The sequence below is a fragment of the Niallia oryzisoli genome (assembly GCF_036670025.1).
Lineage (GTDB): Bacteria > Bacillota > Bacilli > Bacillales > Cytobacillaceae > Bacillus_BD > Bacillus_BD oryzisoli.
In genome coordinates, this window is sequence record NZ_CP137640.1 from 1,417,864 (window position 1) to 1,440,452 (window position 22,589).

The window sequence follows — 22,589 nt, forward strand, 5'->3', positions numbered from 1 at the left end:
AGTACAGGCAACAAAGAAAGAAGGGGGAAATTTGAGTTTTCAAGAAGAATTTATATTCTGGAGACTTGCGAATTACTTCATAAGTGAGCATGAATACAGAATTATCCAGCTTTCAAAAAGTCAAAAAGAGCTTTGGCTTGAGAAAATGGAAAATAAAAAAGCGCAGGTCATTCGGATATTGCATTATAATCTGGACTGGAGCAATTGGATGCAGCGGGATATTCAACATACCCTAGCAAATGGTGAAAGCATCCGCAAGCAGCTGCATAAAAGATCACTAGATGTTTTAAATATATATGTAACACCGTATCCGCCCGTTGATGATTATGAATATTATATTGGTAAGCCGTTGCTATATCCAAAGGGAGAAAAGACGGCAGTTACATCTCTTATTTGCGACCGGCAAAATCAAATGAAAGCAATCGAAGAAATGATGAATGAATCCATTCCAGTCATCTTGAAGGAAGAATATGAAGAACAAGACATTGCAGTTGAAAAACAAGCCGCTTTATCTACAGCAAGAAAAAAGGTCCTGTCTGAAAAAGAGTTATTTGAAAATGGAAAACCGCGTTTTACATATTTATTTATTGCTGTTCAAATTATTATGTTCTTGCTTATGGAGGCTGCAGGCGGGAGTACTGATTCATCCGTATTAATTCAATTTGGAGCTAAAGCCAATTGGCTGATATTGGAGGGAGAATGGTGGCGCCTTTTTACGCCAATCTTCTTACATATTGGTATTTTACACCTTGTGATGAATACCTTTGCTTTATATTATCTTGGATTAACAGTCGAAAGATTATTTGGAAACTGCCGTTTCTTGTTCATTTATTTATTTGCCGGTTTTTTCGGCTCGTTGGCGAGTCTCCTATTTAGTCAAAATATTTCAGCTGGAGCCAGCGGTGCGATATTCGGCTGTTTTGGTGCTCTTTTATATTTTGGAACGGCCTTTCCGAAACTGTTTTTTCGAACTATGGGGACGAATATCCTTGTTGTCATAGCCATTAATTTAGCTTTTGGCTTTTCAATGTCCGGAATTGATAATGCAGGTCATATCGGCGGTCTAATCGGTGGATTTCTTGCAGCGGCAATGGTTCATTTACCAAAGCAAAAAAGAATACTGGTTCAGGTATCTGCCTTTTTAGTCAGTTCAGCACTTATATTTGGTCTATTTCAGTATAGTATTGCTAACGAAGGTAAATTAATTGATGAGCAATCTGCACTTGTTATCGCGCAGGATTATGTTGAAAAGGAAGATTATGATAGAGCATATACGTTTTTACAAGAGTATGAAAGTCAAAATGAAAGCACAGCCAATACCCTTTTCCTTTTATCTTATATTGAGATAAAAACAGAGCGGATTGAAGAAGCGAAGCAGCACTTACACCAAGTCATTGAAATGAAATCAGATTTTCACGAGGCCCTTTATAATTTATCTCTTATTTATTTAAGCGAGAAGAATTATTTACTGGCAAAACAGTATGCTGAGGAAGCGCTAGACATCCAACCGAAAAATAATGAATATAATAAGCTGCTCACACAAATTAATGAGCTGGAATCTGCTGCCTCAGAATCATAGTTTCCCCGTTTTTCAACTCACTAATGACAAACAAATGTGATTGATCCTTTGCAATTAAAATTAAGGGGATGGTGCTGCCGCTTGGGTCTGCAGTAGTACCGTCCATCTTTTGTATACCAAGGAAATAATTTTTGTAAATTCCCTCCCATAAACGACCTAATATCTTTTTTGTTTCTCGTTCACTGAAACCTGGGAGTGATGAATCTTCAAATTGATACATATCCGTTAAAGGGAATATTGCGTAATGTTTTTGGTTAATGTTATAGGTTTTTTCAGCTTTTAAAAGGGAATGCTTTAAACGTTTCTCAATCATTTGATCAATCACATACTTCCATTCCTTTTCTTCCTTTCCGATTGGCTGGCGGAAGGAATGAAGCGGTGTGAATTTTGAATGAAGTACATATAACTCATCATGCGTCATTTTTTGTGTACTGGTAATTTTATCATTACTATGAATTTCAGCGTGGTGAAAGCTAATTGCCTGAAAATAGGCACTATTTTGCTCGGGGACTTTTTTCTCTAATTGAATTTTTTCCTCCTTTTGTTTCCACTCCATGCCGATTTTTTCCTTTAACCGTCCATTGACATACAATAGGCTTATATCCTGTCTTAAATAGGCTTTGCGATCTAGAACGGAACTGGCATTCCAAAGGATTGTATATCCATTATTGGTGTCACCTGTTAAGGCAAGGGATGTCACTGCTGATTGAAAGGATGCATCCCGGTCGGGTGGGAAATATGTAAAGCTTTCTTCTGTTTTGGCAGCATTATTAAGCACACTAATGGTGATGATCGTAAGGATAATCATTGCTAACAGGTGTATAATTTTATTCAAGCCGCTAGGCCTCCTTATCTATTTCAGCTTTTCTTAAGTTTAGACAGGTTGTCCGCTTCAAATATATTCGTAAGTCATTGGAAAGATGACAATATTCGAGAGTGAAATCTAGCGGTCTTTACATGCTTGAGAGGTCACTCTTTTTGCTTTATACTGATGCTATATTAATAAGATGGGGAATAGAATATGAAAACGATTTATGATATCCAACAATATTTAAAGAAGTTTGGTACGATTATTTATATTGGTGAACGGATTGCAGATCTTGAGCTGATGGAAGCAGAGATTCATGAACTATATCGCGCTCAATTAATGGATACACGTGATTATCAGTCAGCAGTACTGTTGTTACGGCATGAAATACAGCTGTTAAAGGAACAACATAAGAAATAGGCTTGGAGGCTGAATCGATGACGGAAAAATGGTTAGTTGGTGTTGATATTGGTGGCACTACAATAAAAATCGCTTTTATCAATGCTGATGGTGAAATCATAGAGAAATGGGAGATCCCAACTGATAATAGCAATGAAGGCAACAATATTATAGAAGATATTGCAAATAGCATTGAACAAAAACGGTCAGCCTTAGGCGTAGCTCTGCAGGACATAAAAGGTATCGGGGTTGGTGCTCCGGGACCGGCAAATCTTGAAACAGGTAGAATAGAGTATGCTACAAATTTAAGCTGGCCTGATGACTATCCATTAAAGGAATTGCTTGAAGCGAAAATAGATCTTCCGATTATGATTAATAACGATGCAAATTGTGCTGCGCTTGGTGAGATGTGGAAGGGAGCTGGGAATGGAGAAAGGGAGCTGGTATGTGTCACATTAGGTACAGGTGTCGGCGGAGGAATCATAACCCATGGTGAAATCGTCCAAGGTGTAAAAGGTGCTGCAGGGGAAATTGGCCATATTACTTCAATACCAAACGGCGGCGTACCTTGCAATTGCGGGAAAACAGGGTGCTTAGAAACGATTGCTTCTGCGACTGGAATCGTCCGTCTCGCCATGAATCATATCAATAAGGCAATGGTTGAAGAGGATGAGCTTTCAGGACTATATAAAGAAAACGGTAAAATTACAGCTAAAAATGTGTTTGACTTAGCGAGAAATGGTGACAAGGCAGCACAGGCAATTATTGCTGAAGTTTCTTTTCATTTAGGTTTTGCTTTAGCCAATATCGCTAATACATTAAATCCTAGTAAAATTGTTATCGGAGGTGGAGTATCAAAAGCAGGGGAAGTATTAATGACACCGGTGGAAAGTCATTTTAAAAAATACGCTTTTCCAAATGTGGCAAAATCAACTACATTAGTTTCTGCAATATTAGGGAATGATGCGGGTGTTATCGGGGCTGCATGGTTGATTAAATCCGTGGGGAATTGACAAGATTAGTCAATTCCCATTTTTTATAAATGATGGTGGGTATAATTCTATTACATTTACATATGTATGATGTGATGGAAAGGAGGAAAGCTGGTGAAGGTCAATATTCGTTCTGGTGATACATTATGGTACTATAGCAGCTTATTTATGATTCCATTGCCATTGATTATTGATTCCAATCCCAGCCTCAATGTTTCGCAATTGCAGGTTGGCCAGGAAATTCAGATTCCTGGTTTTACGAACCAACCCTATACTATTAAAAGGGGCGACTCTTTTTGGAGGCTGGCAACTGCGCGGAATATTTCATTAGATGCATTGCTGCTTTTAAATCAAAATATAAATCCGAGCAGTCTGCAGATTGGTCAAACAATCTATCTGCCTGCACGTGTAACAACTCCTACTATGAGACGTAATGTAAGATATGACTCTGCTCAATTAATAAAAGATATTCAAACGTTAAAAACACAATTCCCATTTATTCAGGTTCGAACCATTGGGAGGAGTGTGGAGGGAAAGCCTATTCAAGAAATCAGGCTTGGCAAAGGAACAAAAAAAGTCCATTTTGACGGTTCCTTTCATGCGAATGAATGGATTACCACCCCAATCTTAATGGCGTTATTAAATACATTTTTATTATCTTTGACGAATAATCAGCCTATTCGAGGACTTTTAACAAATCCCCTGTATCAGTCAGTAAATCTGTCAATTGTTCCAATGGTTAATCCTGATGGGGTTGACTTAGTTCTGAACGGACCGCCGCCGGCATTACGGGGAGAATTAATTGCTATGAATAACGGAAGTACTGATTTTAACGACTGGAAGGCAAATATAAGAGGAGTTGATTTAAATAATCAATTCCCGGCTAATTGGGAAATAGAGAAGGAGAGAAAGGAACCAAAAGCACCTGCACCAAGAGATTATCCTGGAGATGAACCGCTGACCGAGCCTGAAACAAAAGTGATGGCAGCATTAGCTAGAAACAGTCAGTTCGACCGGCTGCTTGCTTTCCACACACAGGGAAAGGAATTTTATTGGGGATATGAAGGGCTTGAGCCGCCTGAATCAAGGATTCTGGCAGCAGAGTTTGAGCGCGTTAGTGGATACAAAGCAGTCCAATTTATCGATAGTCATGCTGGTTATAAAGACTGGTTTATTCAAGAATTTCGAAAACCAGGGTTTACAATTGAACTAGGATCTGGGGTAAATCCGCTCCCATTGTCACAATTCAATGAAATTTATGAGGATGTACTTGGAATTTTCCTTGCCAGCCTGTATATTTAAAAAGATGGATTATTTGGTAATTTTTACTTAAATAAACGAAACTGATTCATTCATGAAATACCTCCATACTAAATGTGTTTATTCGTTTGCAAAACATATGGAGGTATTTTAATTTTTTAAAGTTAACGGTAAAGGTGGTGTGGAAAAAATATTGAAGAGGAAGGCCTTTTTTTTGTGTCTATTATTTGTTTCCACACTATTAGTCATTGGATGTGAAAAAAGAGATTCAAGTTCACAAGCGATAAAGAATAAGAAGCAGCCGGAAGATGAACAGTCTCATGTCACCATAGAGGATGTAAAAAACCATCTTCCTATTTTATTGAAAGAAGGGGAATTTGATAAGGTGTATGGCTGGATAAATAATGAGACCATCGTCTATACAACCAACATAGAGAATCGATCAAATATCTATGCATATCATTTGAAAACAGGGACAAGTACGTTACTATTAAAAGTGGAGTCTATGATTGATTCTGTTCATATCAGTCATTCAGGGAATTATCTATTGATTCGCTCCTCATCAGAAGCCTCTCCCGGCAAAATTACTGTCATAACAAATAAAGGCAAGGAAGTTTTCACTACAGTAATAAAAAATTCCTTTGATGCTGCAATTGAATGGAATCCATATGATGAAGATAAAGTACTGATTTCAAGCTTTACTGCTGATTGGCAGGACCGTACTTTTATGCTATCCATCAAAAATCAAAAAATGACTGAAATAGAAGTGCAAAATCCCTTTTCCTACTGGTTAAAGAAGGACAAACTCATCTCTTTAAATTTGGATCAGAAGGATCAATCGAATGTTACAGATGTAATCGTGAAGGACTTATCCACAGGAAATGAAACCAGTCTCTTGTCGGATGTTTTCGAATTGGATTCCTTTCAAAATAATTTACTTACAATTAAAGCTGATAGGGAACAATTAAATTACATAACCTATACTTTTTATGATCTTCAATTAAATCAGGTTGGTTCGCTAACCATGCCTGGCATAACTAGTTCTTTAGATTGGCTTATTCCTTATTATGATTTTAACGAGCAGAAGAGAACTTTTTTATCCTTTCAGCCATTAAAAAGTGGTGCTGCGGATTCCTATAAAGAAGGCTTTCAGTTGATTCAATATAGACTTGAAGACGACACAAAAACCGTTATGATAAATGGATTGGAAAATGAACCGATAAGCTGTAATCAAGAGGGAAACCTATGTTTATACGGCTACTACTTTGAAAAGCTGTTAGATATGAAAAATAAAAACATCATTCAGTTAGTTTCGAATGGTGAGTAAATGGAGTGTTGAAAAATGGCAATAATAGATGTAACAGTTATTCCAGTAGGTACGAAAACAGCAAGCGTTAGTGCCTATGTGGCAGATATTCATCGGGTATTAAAAAAATATGAAGAAACAGGAAAAATACGCTATCAATTAACACCGATGAACACCATTATTGAGGGCGATTTACCATTATTGTTTGAAGTGATTCAGGCGATGCATGAAGTTCCATTTGAAAAAGGTCTTGTCCGAGTGTGTACTAATATTCGCATAGATGATCGTCGTGATATTGAACGCAAAATGGAAGAAAAAGTAGAAAGAGTCCAAAATCTGTTGGAAAAGTAAGCATGGAAAGTCCTTGCGTGAAGAAAAAAAGCACCGCTGTATCGGTGCTTTTTGTTTTCCATATTAGTGTGTAGCAGGAAAACCACTATTAATAAGAGTCATAACAGCAAACCAGCCAAAGACAGCGAAGCTTCCAACTGCGAATAGTGCACCAAGCAGGTTTTTGTTTTTTAGTGAGCTAACGGAACCAATAGCAGCAAGAATTGATACTAATGCAAAAATAATGACAGTACCCATCAAAAAGCCCCCCTTTGTTTGAGTGTTTAGTTCATCAGCATTTGAAAAAATAAGCGCTTTCTTGTACTAGAATAATATGGAATACAAATGCAAACTTACTCCTAATATTTTATAATTTTTCTGAATGTTTGTCGAGGTGAAATAAAGGACTTTTCACAATAGTGCATCAATAGTATTTTCAAATAGTTAGTTTTTATTTCATATATAGTGTAAAATAATTTTTGAATCTATTTGAATAGGGGGAAATCGATTTATGGAATGGATACAAATGCCGCTTGGACCGATTCAGACAAATTGTTATGTGTTAATTAAGGAAGATTCAACATGTCTTATTGTTGATCCCGGCAACGAGGGGGATAAGCTGATTGGTTTTCTTCGCGAACGTAATTTAAAGCCGGAAGCCATCGTGCTGACACATGCTCATTATGACCATATTGGAGCTGTGGATAGTATTAGGGATGAATATCAAATTCCGGCTTATGTTCATGTTAATGAAAAGGAATGGCTGTCTACGCCATCTTTAAATTTAGGAAACGTCATCGCTCGTGATCCTGATTTTACATTTAGCGGTGAGCAGGAATTAACGATTGGTACATACACATTCGAGCTTTTTGAAACCCCGGGACATTCCCCTGGAAGTGTAACACTGTATTTCAAGGACGCAGGACTTGCATTAGTAGGTGATGCTTTATTTAATGGCAGCATCGGCCGAACAGATTTACCGGGCAGTAATCATCAGGATTTGATGAACAGTCTACATGAAAAAATATTACGCTTACCTGAAGAAACAACCGTTCTACCTGGGCATGGTCCTGTTACAACAATTGGAAAAGAGATGGATTCTAATCCTTTTCTGAACGGATTTTAAGAAAAAGAAAAACCCTTCTCTTTTGAGAAGGGTTTTTCTGGGGGATATTCGAATTCTAGTAATGGGAGGTTATTGTTAAACTACTACTACTAATATAAACAATATAATAAGTTTAACACCTTGTCAATAGTGTTAAATATGAATTAGGAGATATGATGCGTAAATTTCTTATCGATTATATTAACGAAAAACCATTGAAAATGATCTCGTATGATGAATACATAAATCTTGTCCTGTATCACCCTCGTTTCGGCTATTATATGAAAGAGTGCGAAAAAATTGGCCGGAGCGGTGACTTTATTACATCTAGTAATATTTCTAATATAATGGGCAGAACCTTTGCCAAATGGTTTGCCAGTCTAGTAAAAGAACGATCCATTACCCCCCATTTTTGTGAAATTGGAGCTGGAAATGGGCGGTTTGCCCAAGCATTTTTACAGGAGTGGTATGCTTCAGATTATCCGAAGCTTACCTATACGATTATCGAAAAAAGCCCTTATCATATTCAATTGCAAAAGGAAAAGTTCGAAAAGGAGTGGAATGTTCAGCACGTTGATGATTTTGCTAATCTGAAGGATTTTCAAGGAATGCTTTTTTCAAATGAGCTATTTGATGCACTGCCTGTACATGTCGTTACAAAACAGCAAGGCAGTTTGTTTGAAGTAATGATAGCCGCTGATAATGGAAAACTGATTGAAACAGTCTGCCCGCTTTCCAATCAAAAAATCTCTTTATTTATAAGGGAGCATAACGTAATGATTCCTGAGGGTCATCGAATCGAGATTCCGCTGCATATGGAGAAGATTTTTTCAGAGATGGAAAAGTCCTTTACTAAAGGGATGATTGTAACGATTGATTATGGCTATACAAACGAAGAATGGCAGGAACCAATCAGAAAAGATGGAAGCTTAAGGGGATATTACCAGCACAAGCTTATCCGGAATGTGCTTGAATATCCTGGTGAAATGGACATTACCAGTCATATTCATTGGGATGCACTCGTAAATATCAGCAAGAAGTTTGGCATTCGCACGATTGAAAAAAAACGTCAAGATGAGTTTCTGCTTTCGATTGGGATATTAGATCAGCTGGAAAGCCATCAGGATCCCAATCCGTTTTCAGAAGTGAATAAGCGAAACCGAGCGATCCGAAGTCTCATCATGCCATCTGGCATAAGCCCGTCCTTTGATGTATTAGTACAAATAAAAGCGTAGCCGGCTTGACCAGGGGCGACAAGCTTAAGCTGGGACGGGGAGAAGGTTGTTCTTTAACCTTCTCATCGTCACAGCTTAAGACCTTGAGCCCCTAGCCGGCGGAGCTGGATAAAATAAAAGCGTAGCCGGCTTGACCAGGGGCGACAAGCTTAAGCTGGGATGGGGAGAAGGTTGTTCTTTAACCTTCTCATCGTCACAACTTAAGACCTCGAGCCCCTAGCCGGCGGAGCTGGATAAAATAAAAGCGTAGCCGACTTGACTGGAGCTGAAGAAAAATGAAACGGTTACAAAATAAAAAAGCGATCCGAAGGGCCGCTTTTTTATTTTGGATACTTATTAATGTCCACCTGCACCAGGTATCATCATGAAGGTTGTCCAGTATGTAAAACCGATGAAAAAGACTGTTAAGTAAGCTCCAAAAATGTAAATATACATACGCTCAGTAAGTTTTAAATAGCTGAGAAGCAGAAAGAACCCTGTTTGACCGAAGAAGATTAAGGACGTCGTATACATATCTCCTAAATAAAACATAACTGCAAAAATGCCCGTCCAAAAGCCTAATACTCGATACATTCGTTCCAACTGTATCCCTCCCTTTGCTGTGAGTTTCATCACTATTATAATGAAGTATTCTGAAAAAGTAAATAACTCTTTATATTTAAAAAGAAATAAAGTAAAACTTTTCTGAACTTTTGCTATAATCGATCATAGATCTTTCTTGAAGCACTTAGAAAGAATAAAAAGGCAATCAAAAAAGATTGCCATTATTATTTATGTTGTGAGAAATTATCCAATAATATTGGCATTATAGCTGCATGCCTCACAGCCTGCAATTAAATTATCTTCTTCAACTAATTCAATTTCTTTAAATAAAGCCTCAAACATCCCTTTTAAAAATTGGGCATGCATTTGGCAGATATTTTCCATATGTTCTACAGCCACTTCTTTAAATGGACAGTTAAAGATTTGAAAATATACCTTTGTCTTATCTTCATTTGGTTGGAAATCCGGCGAAAGTCCAGCCAGTGAAGATGCATTTTGAATAATATTCAGCTTTTGATCAAAGGATAGATTATCAACACTTTGCATGTTTTTTGATAATTCCTGTTCAATTAATTCAAGACCAAATCGTTTTCCCGTTTCGTAGAGAGCCTTTTGTCCAGCCTCTCCTAGTGAAGCCATTGTCTCCATCGTAATTTTTGATAAAAGCTGATAGTCCCGGTATGGAAAATGAAGTTGAATAACATCATTTGATAGGCGGTAAAGTCTGCTTGGTCTTCCGCCCTTACCTGTTTTTTTCGTTTCAGAGACAAGCATGTTGACATCTTCCAGCTTTGTTAAATGAAGTCTGGCAACATTTGGGTGGATATTAAAGTTATCAGCAATTTCCTGTACTGTTACTTCTTGATGTCTTCTCGTAATATATTGATAAATATAGTAACGAGTTGGATCGGATAATACATTTGTAATTTTTAATGTTTGTTCCACAGAAGTTCACCTCTACTGCTTACTTTATTCTATTATAATACCCGCCGAAATAGGTTAACACTATATTCACTATAAGTTTAGAAAATGTTCACATTTAAATGGCCTGTAAATCTAATTATGAATAATTTGTGATAATGTAAAAATTTTTATGTAATAACATTATGATCGTGCAGGAGAAAACAAAAAAGAAAGCGAATCTTACAATTAGAAAAAAGAAAGGCGGTGTCTGCCATTGAGTTTAATTGAAAGGCTGGCTGACCGAATTATTACGGAAGCTGTTAGAAGCCACGCAACCGATGTCCACATTATCCCCCGAAGAAATGATACTCTCGTACAGCTAAGAATCTCAAACAGATTAATTCCCAAAATTCAACTTCCCAAAGAAGAATGTGACCGATTAATATCCCACTTTAAATTTACTGCATCAATGGATATTGGCGAAAGAAGAAGACCCCAAAGCGGTGCTTGTTCATTTATGATAGATGGACAAATGATTGGTCTTAGGTTATCAACCCTCCCGGCTAGTCAAAATGAAAGTCTGGTGATTCGAATTCTTCCTCAGCAAGAAACTGTACCTTCCTTTCAAATCTCACTGTTTCCTTCCATGACAAGAAAATTATTAGCTTTATTAAAACACTCCCACGGACTGATTATCCTAACCGGGCCGACCGGAAGCGGTAAAACCTCCACCTTATATGCCTTATTAAATGAAACCTCACATCTCTATAATCGAAATATCATCACATTAGAAGACCCGATTGAAAAGGAAAATGACTTAGTACTTCAGGTTCAGGTTAACGAAAAAGCTGGTGTTACATATACAACCGGTTTAAAGGCAATCCTGAGACATGATCCCGATATTATAATGGTTGGTGAGATTCGAGATGCTGAAACTGCTAAGATTGCTGTAAGGGCAGCTCTTACAGGACATTTAGTTTTGACAACGATGCATACGAGGGATTCGAAGGGAGCTATATACAGGCTTATTGAGTTTGGTGTTAACTGGCAGGAGATTGAGCAGACGCTAGTCGCAATAACAGCTCAGCGATTAGTGGAATTGACATGCCCATTTTGTTCCAGTCACTGCACACCATCCTGTTTTGGGTATGAACGTCCGAAAAGAGCAAGTGTATTTGAACTTTTGTCTGGAAGAGACTTAAGAGCGGCCTTGGGGGAGGCACGCGGAGAGGACAGTAAGTTCTGTTACAAAACATTACGGGAAGAAATTCGTAAAGGAATTGCTTTAGGATATATTAAGGAAAGTGAATTTGCTAGGTGGGTATTTACAGATGAAGCGGAGTAAATGGTCCTTTGAAGAGCAGGCAAGCTTTTTAAAAATGATAGGAGAGCTATTAATAAGGGGCTATCCGCTTGCAGAAGCGTTGGATTCAGTCACATATCATCTGCCGAAAAATCGAAAATTAGAGATTCTGGAATGTCATTACGGCTTGAAGGAAGGGAACCCATTTTATTTAATGCTGCAAAAACTGAATTTTAATGAACATGTCATTGGTTATGTATATTTTGCTGAACAACACGGCAGTTTAGCAATGGCTTTTCTTGAAGCAAGTAAAATGATGCAAAGAAGAGCAAAGGATTTTTCTAGGATAAAAAAACTCATTTCTTATCCACTTTTTCTCGTGTTAACGACAATCTTGTTATTCTTCTTTGTCCAGAAATATTTGCTGCCACAATTCTCTTCTTTATTTACCTCGATGAAATTAAAGGCGAATTTTTTTACAAAAGCCATTTATACTGCCGGTGAAGCCTTACCGCTTCTCGTTCTTCTCTTCATCCTCATTCTTATTCTCGCTTTGCTTTATTATTTTCTCGCATTCAAAAAACTGACATTGATTGAGCAGAAACAGCAAATCATGAGAATCCCCATTGCAGCAAGTCTGTTTCGGTTATTTTATTCCCATTATTTTTCTGTTCAATTAGGTTTTTTGCTTGAAGGAGGATTGTCAATAAATGAATCGCTATCATTGTTTGAACAAAATGAAGACCAGCCTTTTTATAGAGAGGTCGGAATGGAAATGGCAAGGCAATTAAAGACAGGAGAAAAATTAGAGGATATACTCAGTAACTATTGTTTTTTTGAGAGAGAATTAGCCTTAGTTGTTAAGCATGGACAGGATAATGGTAAGCTTCCCCAGGAGTTACTATTTTTTGCTGTTCAATGTATGAACAGTTTGGAGGATCGTGTAGAAAGCTTAATGAAAAAGATCCAGCCTGTGTTATACGGTTTCATTGGTTTATTAATCATTTCTATGTACTTAGCCGTTTTATTGCCAATGTTTCATTTAATGAATGAAATTTAACGCATTCGAGAGGAGATCTATCCTATGATGAAAAATCAAAAAGGCTTTACGTTAATTGAAATGATGATTGTGCTATTAGTGATCTCAATTTTACTCATGATTACGATACCAAATGTCACAAAAAATAATTCCAATATTAATGAAAAGGGCTGTGAAGCATACTTAAAAATGGTCCAAGGTCAAGTACAGGCATATAAATTGGAGAAAAGTACCTTTCCAACTGCGCAGCAGCTCTATGATGAAAAGTATATAGTAGATAAACAATGCCCGCTTGGAAAGGATGTTGTCATCTCATCCGACGGTGTCGTCTCTCTAGCTGGTCAATAAGACTATGAATAATCAACAAGGTTTTACATTAATAGAAATGCTACTCGTATTATCTATTTTTATCTTGATTTCTTCAATTTCATCCATTCTCTTACGTCCCCAATATTTATGGTATGAAAAGGAGCGTTTCTTTTCCCAATTTAAAGCAGATATACTCTATTCCCAGCAGTACGCGATTTCGCATCAAAAACAGCTATTGGTCTACATTTATCCAAAGGAGAAGCGGTATGTAGTTATAGAAAAATTAACAGATATATCGGTCATTGATCGTATAGTTCCTAAATCTATTGAAATTGAAAAAGGATCACTAGCAGTTCAAGGTGTTCCTCATATGACCTTTGAAATCTCTTCAAATGGAAAATTGAATCGATTCGGCACATTTTATTTTCTGGTCGATCGTGAGCGCTACAAAATTACCTTTCAAATTGGAGCGGGACGATTTTATGTGGTTAAAGAATAAGGGTTTTTATATGGCGGAGTTAATTATAAGTCTTTCTGGATGGATGATCATTTCAACTGGCTTTGTTCCGATGTACATTCAACTACATAATCAGCTGATCCAGTTGGAGGAGAAATCAGCAGCCTTGCATCTTTTTTATGAATATCTCCAAACAGTAACCGTTGAAGATGCCAACATGGAGAATATTGTCATGACAAAAGAGGATAAACCATTTTCAATAGAATGGTTAGGGGTTGACAAAAAGGAGGTAATGATACGCTATGAGGATGTATTTGGGAAAGTGGTCGAAATACGTGAAACCGTGCCATAATAATGGTTTTACATTCATTGAAATGATTTTTGCATTCTCCATCTTTCTTTTGATCGTTTCGTTATTTCCTTTAGTTTTCCAATTGTTATCGCAAAATGGTTTTGTAGAAGAAAGATTACAGCGGATGGAATGGGAAGTGTTTAGTGCACAAGTGAAACAAGAAGTACGGATGTGTGATAGTTTAAAAATTGAAAATAACCGAATGATGCTAAAAAAAGACAAAGAGAGCATTATGTATGAAAAATACGGAACATCGATTAGAAGAAAAGTAGATTTAAAGGGGCACGAAATCATGCTGCAAAACATCCAAACGGTAACATTTGAAGAAGTGATAAAAGGGGTGCGGATTTCTGTAGTCGATCAATATAACCAGGGTGAATCGATTACGGTTCGAACAGCCGTAGACGAGGAAGGATTATATGGTCCGTAACCAAAGCGGCTTTACGTATCCTCTAACTTTATGCATGCTGATTCTTTTTTCTACCATGTTGATGATTTATATGGAACAACTTGGCGTAGAAAAAAGAATGCTGACTGAAACGGAAACCGTATTAAAACAAGACTATTATTTAGTAAGTACACTGAACACATTAGAAGAATCTCTCGCAGCACAAGGGAAGACAGGCAGTACTGGTATCATTGAATTCTATGATGGGGAGGTACAGTACGTCATCACTGAACTTACTGATAGTCTTTGGGAAATCAAGGTTCATCTTCAGACAGGGATTGATAATCGTGAGTTCTTTGGTGCTGCTTATTATGATGCTGATTTAAAGAAAATCATTAAGTGGGTAGAAAAAAACTAAACAAAAGGGGCGAAATTCAATATTCTTGGTTTGAAAAAGAATGTTTCGGATATACTTACTCTTAGAAAAGCTTCAGATTCCAGTTGTCAAAACAATTGAAGCGAAAGTTCAAGTTCTGCTTTTTTAAGGCTTGAACAAGTTTTAAGAGGTGTATGTAAATGAAAACAAATGATTATGTAAAATATGTAACACAAACAGTTGTCCAATATATTGACCAGCCAAAGGATGAACGCAGGAAACTTCGCCAAGAAAAGAAGGATAAAAGAGCAACCTTTATGTACAGATGGTTTGGCATTATTCCATATGTATTAATGTTAAAGCTAAGAGAAAGAAAAGTACAAAAATCACAAAAAGTGCGAGAAGCAGACTGATCTGCTTCTCGTTGTTTGTCCGGATGATTGATTAGCTTTTAAGATAGAATATGCCGCCGTTAATGATCGAAATGTTGACTTTTGGTTCGTATTGTTCCTTTAATGCCTGCTTTTCAATTTCGTAGCTTTCCCCTTTCTCTTCAGAATCCTTGTAGAAATGCTCCAGCAAATTCAAATCTTCTTGCCATCTCTGTCTGGCGTCATCTGCCCATGTATGATTTTCAGCTTCTAAATTAGAAATAAGATAGTTTTCGATTCGCTTTAAACCGCTTTTGGGCATTATGAGCGGGGAAAGTGTAAATGAATAATCCGGTATTTTTGGTGTTAACTCAAGCTTTAGTAATTTATTGTGAAAATTTTCGCTTATTTGTCCGTTAATTAACTGCAAGCCGATTGATTGAAATACATCCTTTTTTCGATCACATTGATAGGAGACCTTTACATTCAAACAAATCCATGGCTTTAATGGTGTTTGTTGTCCAGTTATGGTCGGAACCTTCTCATACAGGCGGATAAAGCTTGCCAGTTTTTTTGTTGATTGAAATATTTGATGAAGCCGGGGCGAGCCAAAATGAATGGTTTCGCCTTTTAAATTGTCAGGTACTCGATTTGGATCTGTGATCAAGGTCAGGCACATCGGATTTGGTGCTCCACCGGTTTTTTCTAGGTAGTGCCAGTAAAAAGGACGATTCATGAGCTCTTTATCAAGGTCAATTGTTAATTGCACAGTCATATGCCCAGCTTGATTTTCTTTAATCTCACAATCGTTGGCAAGAAAATACCGCTCTAAAAATTTATGAATTTCCTGTTGCTGCATGCTGCACACCACCTTTCATCTCTTGAGCAAATTGAATCATAGAGGTAAGATTATCCATTTTTATTTTCATTTCGCCCTCCGATGATGAGTAGTTGAAAATATCAATTAGATGGTCCTCTACATTACCAAACTCTAGTCTTGATAAAATGTCGTCAAGTTCGCCGATTACTTTTTCGAAAAGATGAATTTTTTCATATAACAACTTCAGTACATGCTCTTCAACTGTGTTTTTAATCGCAAAGTTATAGATTTTTACATCCTTTTCTTGTCCGAGACGATGAATCCTACCAATCCGCTGCTCAAGTCTCATTGGATTCCAAGGCAGATCAAAGTTGATAATATGATGACAAAACTGCAGGTTGATTCCTTCTCCGCCGGCTTCTGTAGCAATCAGTACTTGGGCATTGTTTTTAAATAATTCTCTCATCCAGTCCTTCTTCCCTCGTTTAAAGCCGCCTCTAAATGGGACGGAGGTAATGCCGTGCTGCTTAAGAAACCATTGTAAATAAAGCTGTGTCGCCCGGTATTCTGTGAAAATAATGACCTTGTCATTGATCGCTTTAATCAGTTCAATGGCTTTTTCCGCTTTTGAATTTGACTGGACTTCTTCAACCTTTCTTATCAAGTACTGGATCTGTTCCTGAAAGGCTGGAGAAACATTTTCTTCTTTTTGCAGCATATTTTTCAAGGTAAAAAAGACGGCTTCTCTGCTGCTGCAGGCCTCTCTCTGTAAAGTCATAATGGAAAATTGACTTTTATTTATGGAGTTTCCGCCTAATAAACAGATAGCTTCATAGAGAGCCCTTTCTTGCTCTGAAAATTCAATCGGCACTGTTTCAACTATCCGTTTTGTCCATTCAATTCCAGTATCTGCACGTCGATTTCGAATCATTACTTTATTAACAAGTTCCTTTAAATGCTGATCATCATCTAATGAACGGGAATCCTTTTTATATTTCTCGTAAAAATCTGTTGCACTGCCAAGATGGCCTGGTTTCAATAATGAAACGAGGTTGAAAATTTCACTTATCCGATTTTGAATCGGAGTGGCCGTTAACAACAGACAAAATTTCTTCTTTAAATTCTGAACGAACTCATAGTTTTTTGTTTTATTATTCTTTAATTTGTGGGCTTCATCAATAATGATGAGATCATAATCCAACTCGTTAATAATTTCCCGGTGCGGGGAACGTTTCGCTGTATCAATTGATGAAATCACAACATCACATTGCTCCCAAACATAGCTTTTCCTTTGAGCAACCGCGGGAATATAAAATTTGTTATTCAGTTCCATGGCCCATTGAGAAACAAGGGAGGCAGGAACTAAAATCAGTACTTTTTTAACAAGACCCCTGATCATGTATTCTTTTAATATTAATCCTGCTTCAATAGTCTTTCCAAGACCAACTTCATCAGCTAAAATGGCTTTACCATTCATGTTTTCAACGACCTGTTTCGCGACTTCGAGTTGATGTGGAAGCGGTGTTAAATGGGATAAATGCTTTGGTGCGAGCAGCCCTTCAAATTCCGGTATGACGGTATGTTGTTCCACCTCAACAGCCAATTTATATAATTCCCAATTACCCCAGGGTCCGTCATGATTCATCCGGGTGATAAATTCATCTTGCCATGAATAATCAAACTCTATTTGCACCGTCATCGTTAACACTCCTCAAAAATGGTATTGCTGAAATCAGTTCGACATGGTAGGCTATGTATATAAATTGAAGGTTTAGAAATTTCCTATAGTAAAATTAATTTTAATTATGGATAGTATGACCAAGTTTAAAAATTTTATAAATGCGGATGATAATAAGGGGAGAGACTACGAATGTAGCGCCGAAGGAGCAAACATGGAAATGTGAATCTCTCAGGCAAAAGAACTCTTATTTGACGCATCTCTGGAGAGTGCTTATTCTAAAGCCGCCCAAGAGGAAAACCTTTACAGGTAAACTTTCAGGTTCCAGGACAGAGACCCCTCTATTTTCTTCATAGGGGAGGCTCTGTCTTTTTTTGTTTTTTAGTTAAAACAGGAAGATTTTATCTTTTACCCGAAAGTAATTGAATTTCCTATTATGATAAGAAAGATAATAATTATTGCTTTTAATAAACAGCGTTTTGAGGAAGGAGCATATAAAGATGGCTGAATTAAAACGAACACCTCTTTTTGATGTCTATAAAGAATATGGGGCGAAAACAATCGATTTCGGCGGATGGGAGCTACCGGTTCAATTTTCCAGCATTAAGGAAGAACATAAAGCTGTACGAACAAAAGCAGGTTTATTTGATGTTTCTCATATGGGTGAGATTACGGTCAAGGGACCTGGAAGTCTTAACTACTTACAAAAAATGATGACGAATGACATCAGTAAAATAAAAAATGGTACTGCTCAATATACAGCCATGTGTTATGAAAATGGCGGTACTGTGGATGATTTACTTGTATATAAGCTTGAAGAAAATGATTATTTGCTAGTTGTAAACGCTTCTAACATTGAAAAAGACTATAAATGGCTAGAGGATCATCTTGAAAATGATGTGACAGTTGAAAATATTTCAAATCAAATGGCTCAGCTTGCTTTGCAGGGACCACTTTCGGAAAAGATTCTCTCATCATTGATCTCCGATGTAAATTTATCTGAGATCCGACCGTTTGGTATTCAAAATAAGGTCATGATTTTGGGTAAACAGACGTTGATTTCGCGAACAGGTTATACCGGTGAAGATGGGTTTGAAATATATTGTAATTCTGAGGATGCACAAGAGCTATGGCGTGCTATTTTAGATGCCGGGAGTGAGTATGGTATTCTTCCAATTGGTTTAGGAGCACGTGATACACTTCGCTTTGAAGCAAAGCTTGCCTTATATGGTCAGGAGCTTTCTCCAGACATTACACCGCTCGAAGCAGGCATAGGTTTTGCCGTTAAACTGGATAAAGAAATTGATTTTATTGGCAAGGCTGCACTACAGAAGCAAAAGGAACAAGGAGTTCCGAGAAGGCTGGTTGGGATAGAAATGATCGATAGAGGGATTCCGCGCCATGGTTATCGAGTTTTTGCGGGTGAAAACGAAATCGGGATGATTACAACCGGTACACAGTCTCCTACATTAAAAAGAAATATTGGTCTCGCACTTTTACAAACAGATTACGGAAAACTTGACAATGAAGTATTGGTTGAAATTCGCGGAAAAAAATTAAAAGCAAAAATTGTGAAAACACCTTTCTATAAAAGAGCGAATTAACAAGTCTGGAGGAGAGAAGGATGAAGCATCGCTATTTACCAATGACAGATAAGGATAGAAAAGCAATGTTAGAAGCTGTTGGAGCGGCTTCTGTTGATGAATTGTTTAGTGATATACCTGAACAGGTTCGTTTTAAGGGAGAGTATCAAATTAAAAAGGCAAAGTCAGAATCAGCGCTCTTAAAAGAACTGACTCAATTAGCAGCTAAAAATGCTGATTTACGGACGAATACCTCGTTCCTTGGTGCCGGTGTTTATGATCATTATATTCCGGTCATTGTTGACCATGTGATCTCACGTTCTGAGTTTTATACTGCCTATACACCCTATCAGCCGGAAATTTCCCAAGGTGAATTGCAGGCCATTTTTGAATTTCAGACAATGATTTGCGAGTTAACCGGCATGGATGTGGCTAACTCTTCTATGTACGACGGCGGGACAGCATTGGCAGAAGCAGCTATGTTAGCTGCCGGTCATACGCGCCGCAAAAAGGTATTAGTTTCCAGCGCCGTACATCCAGAGTCAAAAGAGGTTTTGAATACTTATGCAAAAGGACAGAGACTTGAGGTAGTTGAAATTCCATATAAAAATGGAGTAACAGATGTGGCCGCTTTACAAGAATTAATGAATGAAGATGTAGCCGCTGTGATTGTCCAATACCCTAATTTCTTTGGCGGTATTGAACCATTAAAAGAAATCGAGCAACTGACACATAAAGAGAAATCATTGCTTGTTGTTTCAAGTAGTCCGCTTGCATTAGGAATATTAACACCACCTGGTCAATTTGGTGCTGACATTGTTGTTGGCGATACACAGGTGTTTGGCATCCCGACTGCTTTTGGCGGACCTCACTGCGGATATTTTGCTGTAACGAGTAAGCTTATGAGGAAAATTCCTGGGCGCTTAGTTGGGCAAACGGTGGATGAAGAAGGCCGCCGGGGCTTTGTCTTGACTTTACAGGCACGTGAGCAGCATATCCGCCGTGATAAAGCAACATCCAATATATGCTCTAATCAGGCACTGAATGCTTTGGCATCGTCGGTTGCAATGACAGCTCTTGGAAAAAAAGGAATAAGAGAAATGGCTGCAGCTAATATTCAAAAAGCAAACTATGCTAAAAATATGCTGAAGGCACAAGGAGCAGAGATTGTATTTGAAGTCCCGACATTTAATGAATTTGTCGTGAAATTTTCAAAGCCGGTTAAGGAAGTGAACCAGCAGCTGTTAGCTAAAAACATCATTGGCGGTTATGATTTGGGTCGTGATTTCCCTGAGTTGGCTAATCATATGCTGGTTGCCGTTACGGAGTTGAGAACAAAGGATGAAATTGATACTTTTGTGACAGAATTGGGGGATTATCATGAATAAACAAGATCAACCGTTAATTTTTGAAAGCAGTACACCCGGTAGAATTGGTTATAGTCTTCCTGAATTCGATGTTCCGGAGGTTGAATTACAGGAATTAATACCAGAAGGTTATATTCGCGCAAATGAGCCGGAGCTGCCAGAAGTTTCAGAGCTGGATATTATGCGTCACTATACAGCGTTATCAAGAAGAAACCATGGTCTTGATTCAGGCTTCTATCCGCTTGGATCTTGTACGATGAAATATAATCCAAAAATAAATGAGTCCGTTGCCCGTATGAATGGGTTTGCTCATGTACATCCATTGCAAGACGAAACTTCAGTTCAAGGGGCACTAGAGCTGATGTATGATCTACAGGAGCATCTTGTTGAAATTACCGGTATGGATGCCGTAACACTACAATCAGCGGCAGGAGCCCACGGTGAATGGACTGGGCTAATGTTGATTCGTGCTTTTCATGAAGCCAATGGGGATTTTGGTCGTGTAAAAGTGATTGTTCCTGATTCAGCACATGGAACAAATCCTGCTTCTGCGGTCGTGGCAGGATTTGAAACGGTGACAGTTAAATCTAATGATGAGGGACTTGTTGATTTAGATGATTTAAGAAGAGTGGTAGGGGACGATACAGCAGCACTGATGCTGACAAATCCAAATACACTTGGTTTATTTGAAGAAAACATTGTTGAAATGGCCGATATTGTGCATAGTGCCGGTGGAAAGCTTTATTATGACGGAGCAAACTTAAATGCTGTCTTATCAAAAGCACGCCCTGGCGATATGGGCTTTGATGTTGTTCATTTAAACCTGCATAAAACATTTACAGGGCCGCATGGCGGTGGTGGTCCGGGTTCAGGTCCTGTCGGTGTTAAGCAAGAGCTAATTCCGTTTTTACCAAAGCCGGTGGTTACAAAGGCAGGAGAGCAATATGTGCTTGATTATGATCGACCGCAATCTATTGGCCGCGTAAAGCCTTACTATGGAAATTTCGGAATTAATGTCCGGGCTTACACGTATATTCGTTCAATGGGTCCCGATGGATTAAAAGCTGTTACAGAAAATGCAGTGTTGAATGCGAATTATATGATGAGGAGATTAGCTCCATACTATGATCTTCCATATGATAAGCATTGTAAGCATGAGTTTGTCTTAAGCGGCAGACGTCAGAAGAAGCTGGGTGTACGTACTCTTGATATCGCTAAACGTCTCTTAGATTTCGGCTACCATCCGCCGACGATTTATTTCCCTCTCAATGTTGAGGAATGTATTATGATTGAGCCGACAGAAACTGAATCAAAAGAAACGTTAGACAGTTTCATTGATGCAATGATTCAAATCGCAAAGGAAGCAGAAACCACCCCTGAAATTGTCCAGGAGGCACCGCATACTACTGTTATCAGCAGATTAGATGAAACATTAGCTGCTCGTAAGCCGGTCCTTCGTTATCAGAAAGAAGAGTAAATAATTTAAGGCTGACTCTTTAAACCAGAGTCAGCCTTATTTATGGTTATATAGTAATTGATTATTTTGTTTTGATTCTTCCAGTCCATTTTTTAAATCCGCCCTGTAGATGGGAAAGATCTTTATAGCCCTTTTTGTACAGTAATTGGGCTGCACGAGCACTTCTTGTCCCATTTTGGCAATAAAGATATACTGGCTTGTCCGGACGTAATTCTTTCAAACGCATTTTTAGTTGTGAAAGAGGAATATTTCTAGCACCTAATATATGGCCATTATCAAATTCATTTGGCTCACGCACATCAATTAATTGTGCTTTTCGGTACCCTTCACGGAACTGCTCCTCCGTTAATGTTTTTAATATCTTGCGCTGCTGAAGCCAATTGTAGCCGATATAAATAAGAGTAGCAGCAATAAGAATGAGTAGGACATAGATTGTATCCAAAGTGTTATCTCCTTTCAAGCTAAGCTATGCAATATATCTCACACTAACGGGCAGTATATCCACTCTAATGATAGGAAAAGTGGAAGATAACTGCCCGTAATAGGTTTGATAAAGGTTTTAACTTATTGTATAAGGCAGTATAATTCTACCCCATCCATAAAAGTTTC

At 37.9% G+C, this 22,589-nt stretch carries 26 protein-coding genes and 1 riboswitch; of the genes, 19 read left to right on the forward strand and 7 right to left on the reverse strand.

All coding sequences use genetic code 11. The features are described 5' to 3' along the window. Positions 1–31 precede the first annotated feature (31 nt). On the forward strand, positions 32–1,579 hold the full coding sequence (locus R4Z09_RS07075; RefSeq protein WP_338451633.1) for a rhomboid family intramembrane serine protease: 1,548 nt from the start codon (positions 32–34) through the stop codon (positions 1,577–1,579). On the opposite strand, the gene R4Z09_RS07080 is transcribed toward R4Z09_RS07075, so the two are convergent. After that, entirely contained in the window at positions 1,545–2,414 is an 870-nt protein-coding gene (locus R4Z09_RS07080) for a hypothetical protein (protein WP_338451634.1), read from the reverse strand. The two genes, R4Z09_RS07075 and R4Z09_RS07080, sit on opposite strands and share 35 nt — an antisense overlap. 186 nt (positions 2,415–2,600) lie before the next feature. Here R4Z09_RS07080 and R4Z09_RS07085 point away from each other — a divergent pair, with 186 nt between their 5' ends. The 5 genes from R4Z09_RS07085 (at position 2,601) to R4Z09_RS07105 (ending at position 6,695) form a co-directional block, all read left to right on the forward strand. Then, the gene (locus tag R4Z09_RS07085) at positions 2,601–2,807 is read left to right on the forward strand and encodes a YqgQ family protein (protein ID WP_338451635.1); all 207 of its coding nucleotides are present in this window, start codon (positions 2,601–2,603) and stop codon (positions 2,805–2,807) included. Between the two features lie 17 nt (positions 2,808–2,824). Beyond that, positions 2,825–3,799 (forward strand): ROK family glucokinase, encoded by a 975-nt coding sequence (locus tag R4Z09_RS07090; RefSeq protein WP_338451636.1) that lies wholly within the window; start codon positions 2,825–2,827, stop codon positions 3,797–3,799. Between the two features lie 93 nt (positions 3,800–3,892). Further along, the gene (locus tag R4Z09_RS07095) at positions 3,893–5,080 is read left to right on the forward strand and encodes a M14 family metallopeptidase (protein ID WP_338451637.1); all 1,188 of its coding nucleotides are present in this window, start codon (positions 3,893–3,895) and stop codon (positions 5,078–5,080) included. 172 nt (positions 5,081–5,252) lie between these two features. Beyond that, positions 5,253–6,365 carry a hypothetical protein gene (locus R4Z09_RS07100; protein ID WP_338451638.1) on the forward strand — a complete coding sequence of 371 codons (1,113 nt, stop codon included), beginning with the start codon at positions 5,253–5,255 and terminating at the stop codon, positions 6,363–6,365. Between the two features lie 15 nt (positions 6,366–6,380). Continuing rightward, positions 6,381–6,695 (forward strand): MTH1187 family thiamine-binding protein, encoded by a 315-nt coding sequence (locus R4Z09_RS07105; RefSeq protein WP_338451639.1) that lies wholly within the window; start codon positions 6,381–6,383, stop codon positions 6,693–6,695. 63 nt (positions 6,696–6,758) lie between these two features. Here the strand turns inward: R4Z09_RS07105 and R4Z09_RS07110 are convergent, their stop codons facing one another. Then, the gene (locus R4Z09_RS07110; protein ID WP_338451640.1) at positions 6,759–6,932 is read right to left on the reverse strand and encodes a DUF2759 domain-containing protein; all 174 of its coding nucleotides are present in this window, start codon (positions 6,930–6,932) and stop codon (positions 6,759–6,761) included. Positions 6,933–7,185: 253 nt separating this feature from the next. On the opposite strand from R4Z09_RS07110, the gene R4Z09_RS07115 reads away from it, so the two are divergent. Continuing rightward, positions 7,186–7,800 carry an MBL fold metallo-hydrolase gene (locus tag R4Z09_RS07115; protein ID WP_338451641.1) on the forward strand — a complete coding sequence of 205 codons (615 nt, stop codon included), beginning with the start codon at positions 7,186–7,188 and terminating at the stop codon, positions 7,798–7,800. Positions 7,801–7,952: 152 nt separating this feature from the next. Next, a complete protein-coding gene (locus R4Z09_RS07120) occupies positions 7,953–9,014 on the forward strand; it encodes a class I SAM-dependent methyltransferase (RefSeq protein ID WP_338451642.1) in 1,062 nt (353 codons plus the stop codon). 336 nt (positions 9,015–9,350) lie between these two features. On the opposite strand, the gene R4Z09_RS07125 is transcribed toward R4Z09_RS07120, so the two are convergent. After that, positions 9,351–9,596 (reverse strand): DUF2626 domain-containing protein, encoded by a 246-nt coding sequence (locus R4Z09_RS07125; RefSeq protein WP_338451643.1) that lies wholly within the window; start codon positions 9,594–9,596, stop codon positions 9,351–9,353. A gap of 204 nt (positions 9,597–9,800) precedes the next feature. Continuing rightward, the gene (locus tag R4Z09_RS07130; protein WP_338451644.1) at positions 9,801–10,502 is read right to left on the reverse strand and encodes a helix-turn-helix transcriptional regulator; all 702 of its coding nucleotides are present in this window, start codon (positions 10,500–10,502) and stop codon (positions 9,801–9,803) included. Positions 10,503–10,734: 232 nt separating this feature from the next. Here R4Z09_RS07130 and comGA point away from each other — a divergent pair, with 232 nt between their 5' ends. The 8 genes from comGA (at position 10,735) to R4Z09_RS07170 (ending at position 15,097) form a co-directional block, all read left to right on the forward strand. After that, entirely contained in the window at positions 10,735–11,805 is a 1,071-nt protein-coding gene (comGA, locus tag R4Z09_RS07135) for a competence type IV pilus ATPase ComGA (RefSeq protein ID WP_338451645.1), read from the forward strand. Beyond that, entirely contained in the window at positions 11,792–12,823 is a 1,032-nt protein-coding gene (gene comGB, locus R4Z09_RS07140) for a competence type IV pilus assembly protein ComGB (protein WP_338451646.1), read from the forward strand. The genes comGA and comGB overlap by 14 nt, the downstream gene beginning before the upstream one ends. A 27-nt stretch (positions 12,824–12,850) precedes the next feature. Beyond that, a complete protein-coding gene (gene comGC, locus R4Z09_RS07145; protein WP_338453219.1) occupies positions 12,851–13,150 on the forward strand; it encodes a competence type IV pilus major pilin ComGC in 300 nt (99 codons plus the stop codon). Positions 13,151–13,154: 4 nt separating this feature from the next. Then, on the forward strand, positions 13,155–13,610 hold the full coding sequence (gene comGD / locus R4Z09_RS07150; protein ID WP_338451647.1) for a competence type IV pilus minor pilin ComGD: 456 nt from the start codon (positions 13,155–13,157) through the stop codon (positions 13,608–13,610). Positions 13,611–13,620: 10 nt separating this feature from the next. Beyond that, the gene (locus tag R4Z09_RS07155) at positions 13,621–13,920 is read left to right on the forward strand and encodes a hypothetical protein (protein ID WP_338451648.1); all 300 of its coding nucleotides are present in this window, start codon (positions 13,621–13,623) and stop codon (positions 13,918–13,920) included. Continuing rightward, entirely contained in the window at positions 13,904–14,350 is a 447-nt protein-coding gene (comGF, locus tag R4Z09_RS07160) for a competence type IV pilus minor pilin ComGF (RefSeq protein WP_338451649.1), read from the forward strand. The genes R4Z09_RS07155 and comGF overlap by 17 nt, the downstream gene beginning before the upstream one ends. Further along, positions 14,340–14,726: a competence type IV pilus minor pilin ComGG gene (comGG, locus tag R4Z09_RS07165; protein ID WP_338451650.1), complete on the forward strand. Its 387-nt coding sequence runs from the start codon at positions 14,340–14,342 to the stop codon at positions 14,724–14,726. The genes comGF and comGG overlap by 11 nt, the downstream gene beginning before the upstream one ends. Positions 14,727–14,884: 158 nt before the next feature. Then, positions 14,885–15,097, forward strand: coding sequence for a YqzE family protein (locus R4Z09_RS07170; RefSeq protein WP_338451651.1), 213 nt, complete (start codon positions 14,885–14,887; stop codon positions 15,095–15,097). Positions 15,098–15,128: 31 nt separating this feature from the next. Here the strand turns inward: R4Z09_RS07170 and R4Z09_RS07175 are convergent, their stop codons facing one another. Together R4Z09_RS07175 and R4Z09_RS07180 are read right to left on the reverse strand one after the other, a co-directional pair. Next, positions 15,129–15,914 (reverse strand): YqhG family protein, encoded by a 786-nt coding sequence (locus R4Z09_RS07175; protein ID WP_338451652.1) that lies wholly within the window; start codon positions 15,912–15,914, stop codon positions 15,129–15,131. Beyond that, positions 15,892–17,574 carry a DEAD/DEAH box helicase gene (locus R4Z09_RS07180; protein WP_338451653.1) on the reverse strand — a complete coding sequence of 561 codons (1,683 nt, stop codon included), beginning with the start codon at positions 17,572–17,574 and terminating at the stop codon, positions 15,892–15,894. Before R4Z09_RS07180 ends, R4Z09_RS07175 begins: the two co-directional genes overlap by 23 nt. A 146-nt stretch (positions 17,575–17,720) precedes the next feature. Then, positions 17,721–17,810, forward strand: a riboswitch (glycine riboswitch). Between the two features lie 243 nt (positions 17,811–18,053). Here R4Z09_RS07180 and gcvT point away from each other — a divergent pair. From gcvT to gcvPB, 3 genes are read left to right on the forward strand one after another with little or no spacing between them, the layout of a single operon-like run. Continuing rightward, the gene (gene gcvT / locus R4Z09_RS07185; RefSeq protein WP_338451654.1) at positions 18,054–19,157 is read left to right on the forward strand and encodes a glycine cleavage system aminomethyltransferase GcvT; all 1,104 of its coding nucleotides are present in this window, start codon (positions 18,054–18,056) and stop codon (positions 19,155–19,157) included. A 20-nt stretch (positions 19,158–19,177) separates the two neighbouring features. Further along, a complete protein-coding gene (gcvPA, locus tag R4Z09_RS07190; RefSeq protein ID WP_338451655.1) occupies positions 19,178–20,524 on the forward strand; it encodes an aminomethyl-transferring glycine dehydrogenase subunit GcvPA in 1,347 nt (448 codons plus the stop codon). Then, entirely contained in the window at positions 20,517–21,980 is a 1,464-nt protein-coding gene (gene gcvPB, locus R4Z09_RS07195) for an aminomethyl-transferring glycine dehydrogenase subunit GcvPB (RefSeq protein ID WP_338451656.1), read from the forward strand. The genes gcvPA and gcvPB overlap by 8 nt, the downstream gene beginning before the upstream one ends. Before the next feature lie 61 nt (positions 21,981–22,041). Here gcvPB and R4Z09_RS07200 read toward each other — a convergent pair whose 3' ends face one another. After that, a complete protein-coding gene (locus R4Z09_RS07200; protein WP_338451657.1) occupies positions 22,042–22,422 on the reverse strand; it encodes a rhodanese-like domain-containing protein in 381 nt (126 codons plus the stop codon). Positions 22,423–22,589: the final 167 nt, after the last annotated feature.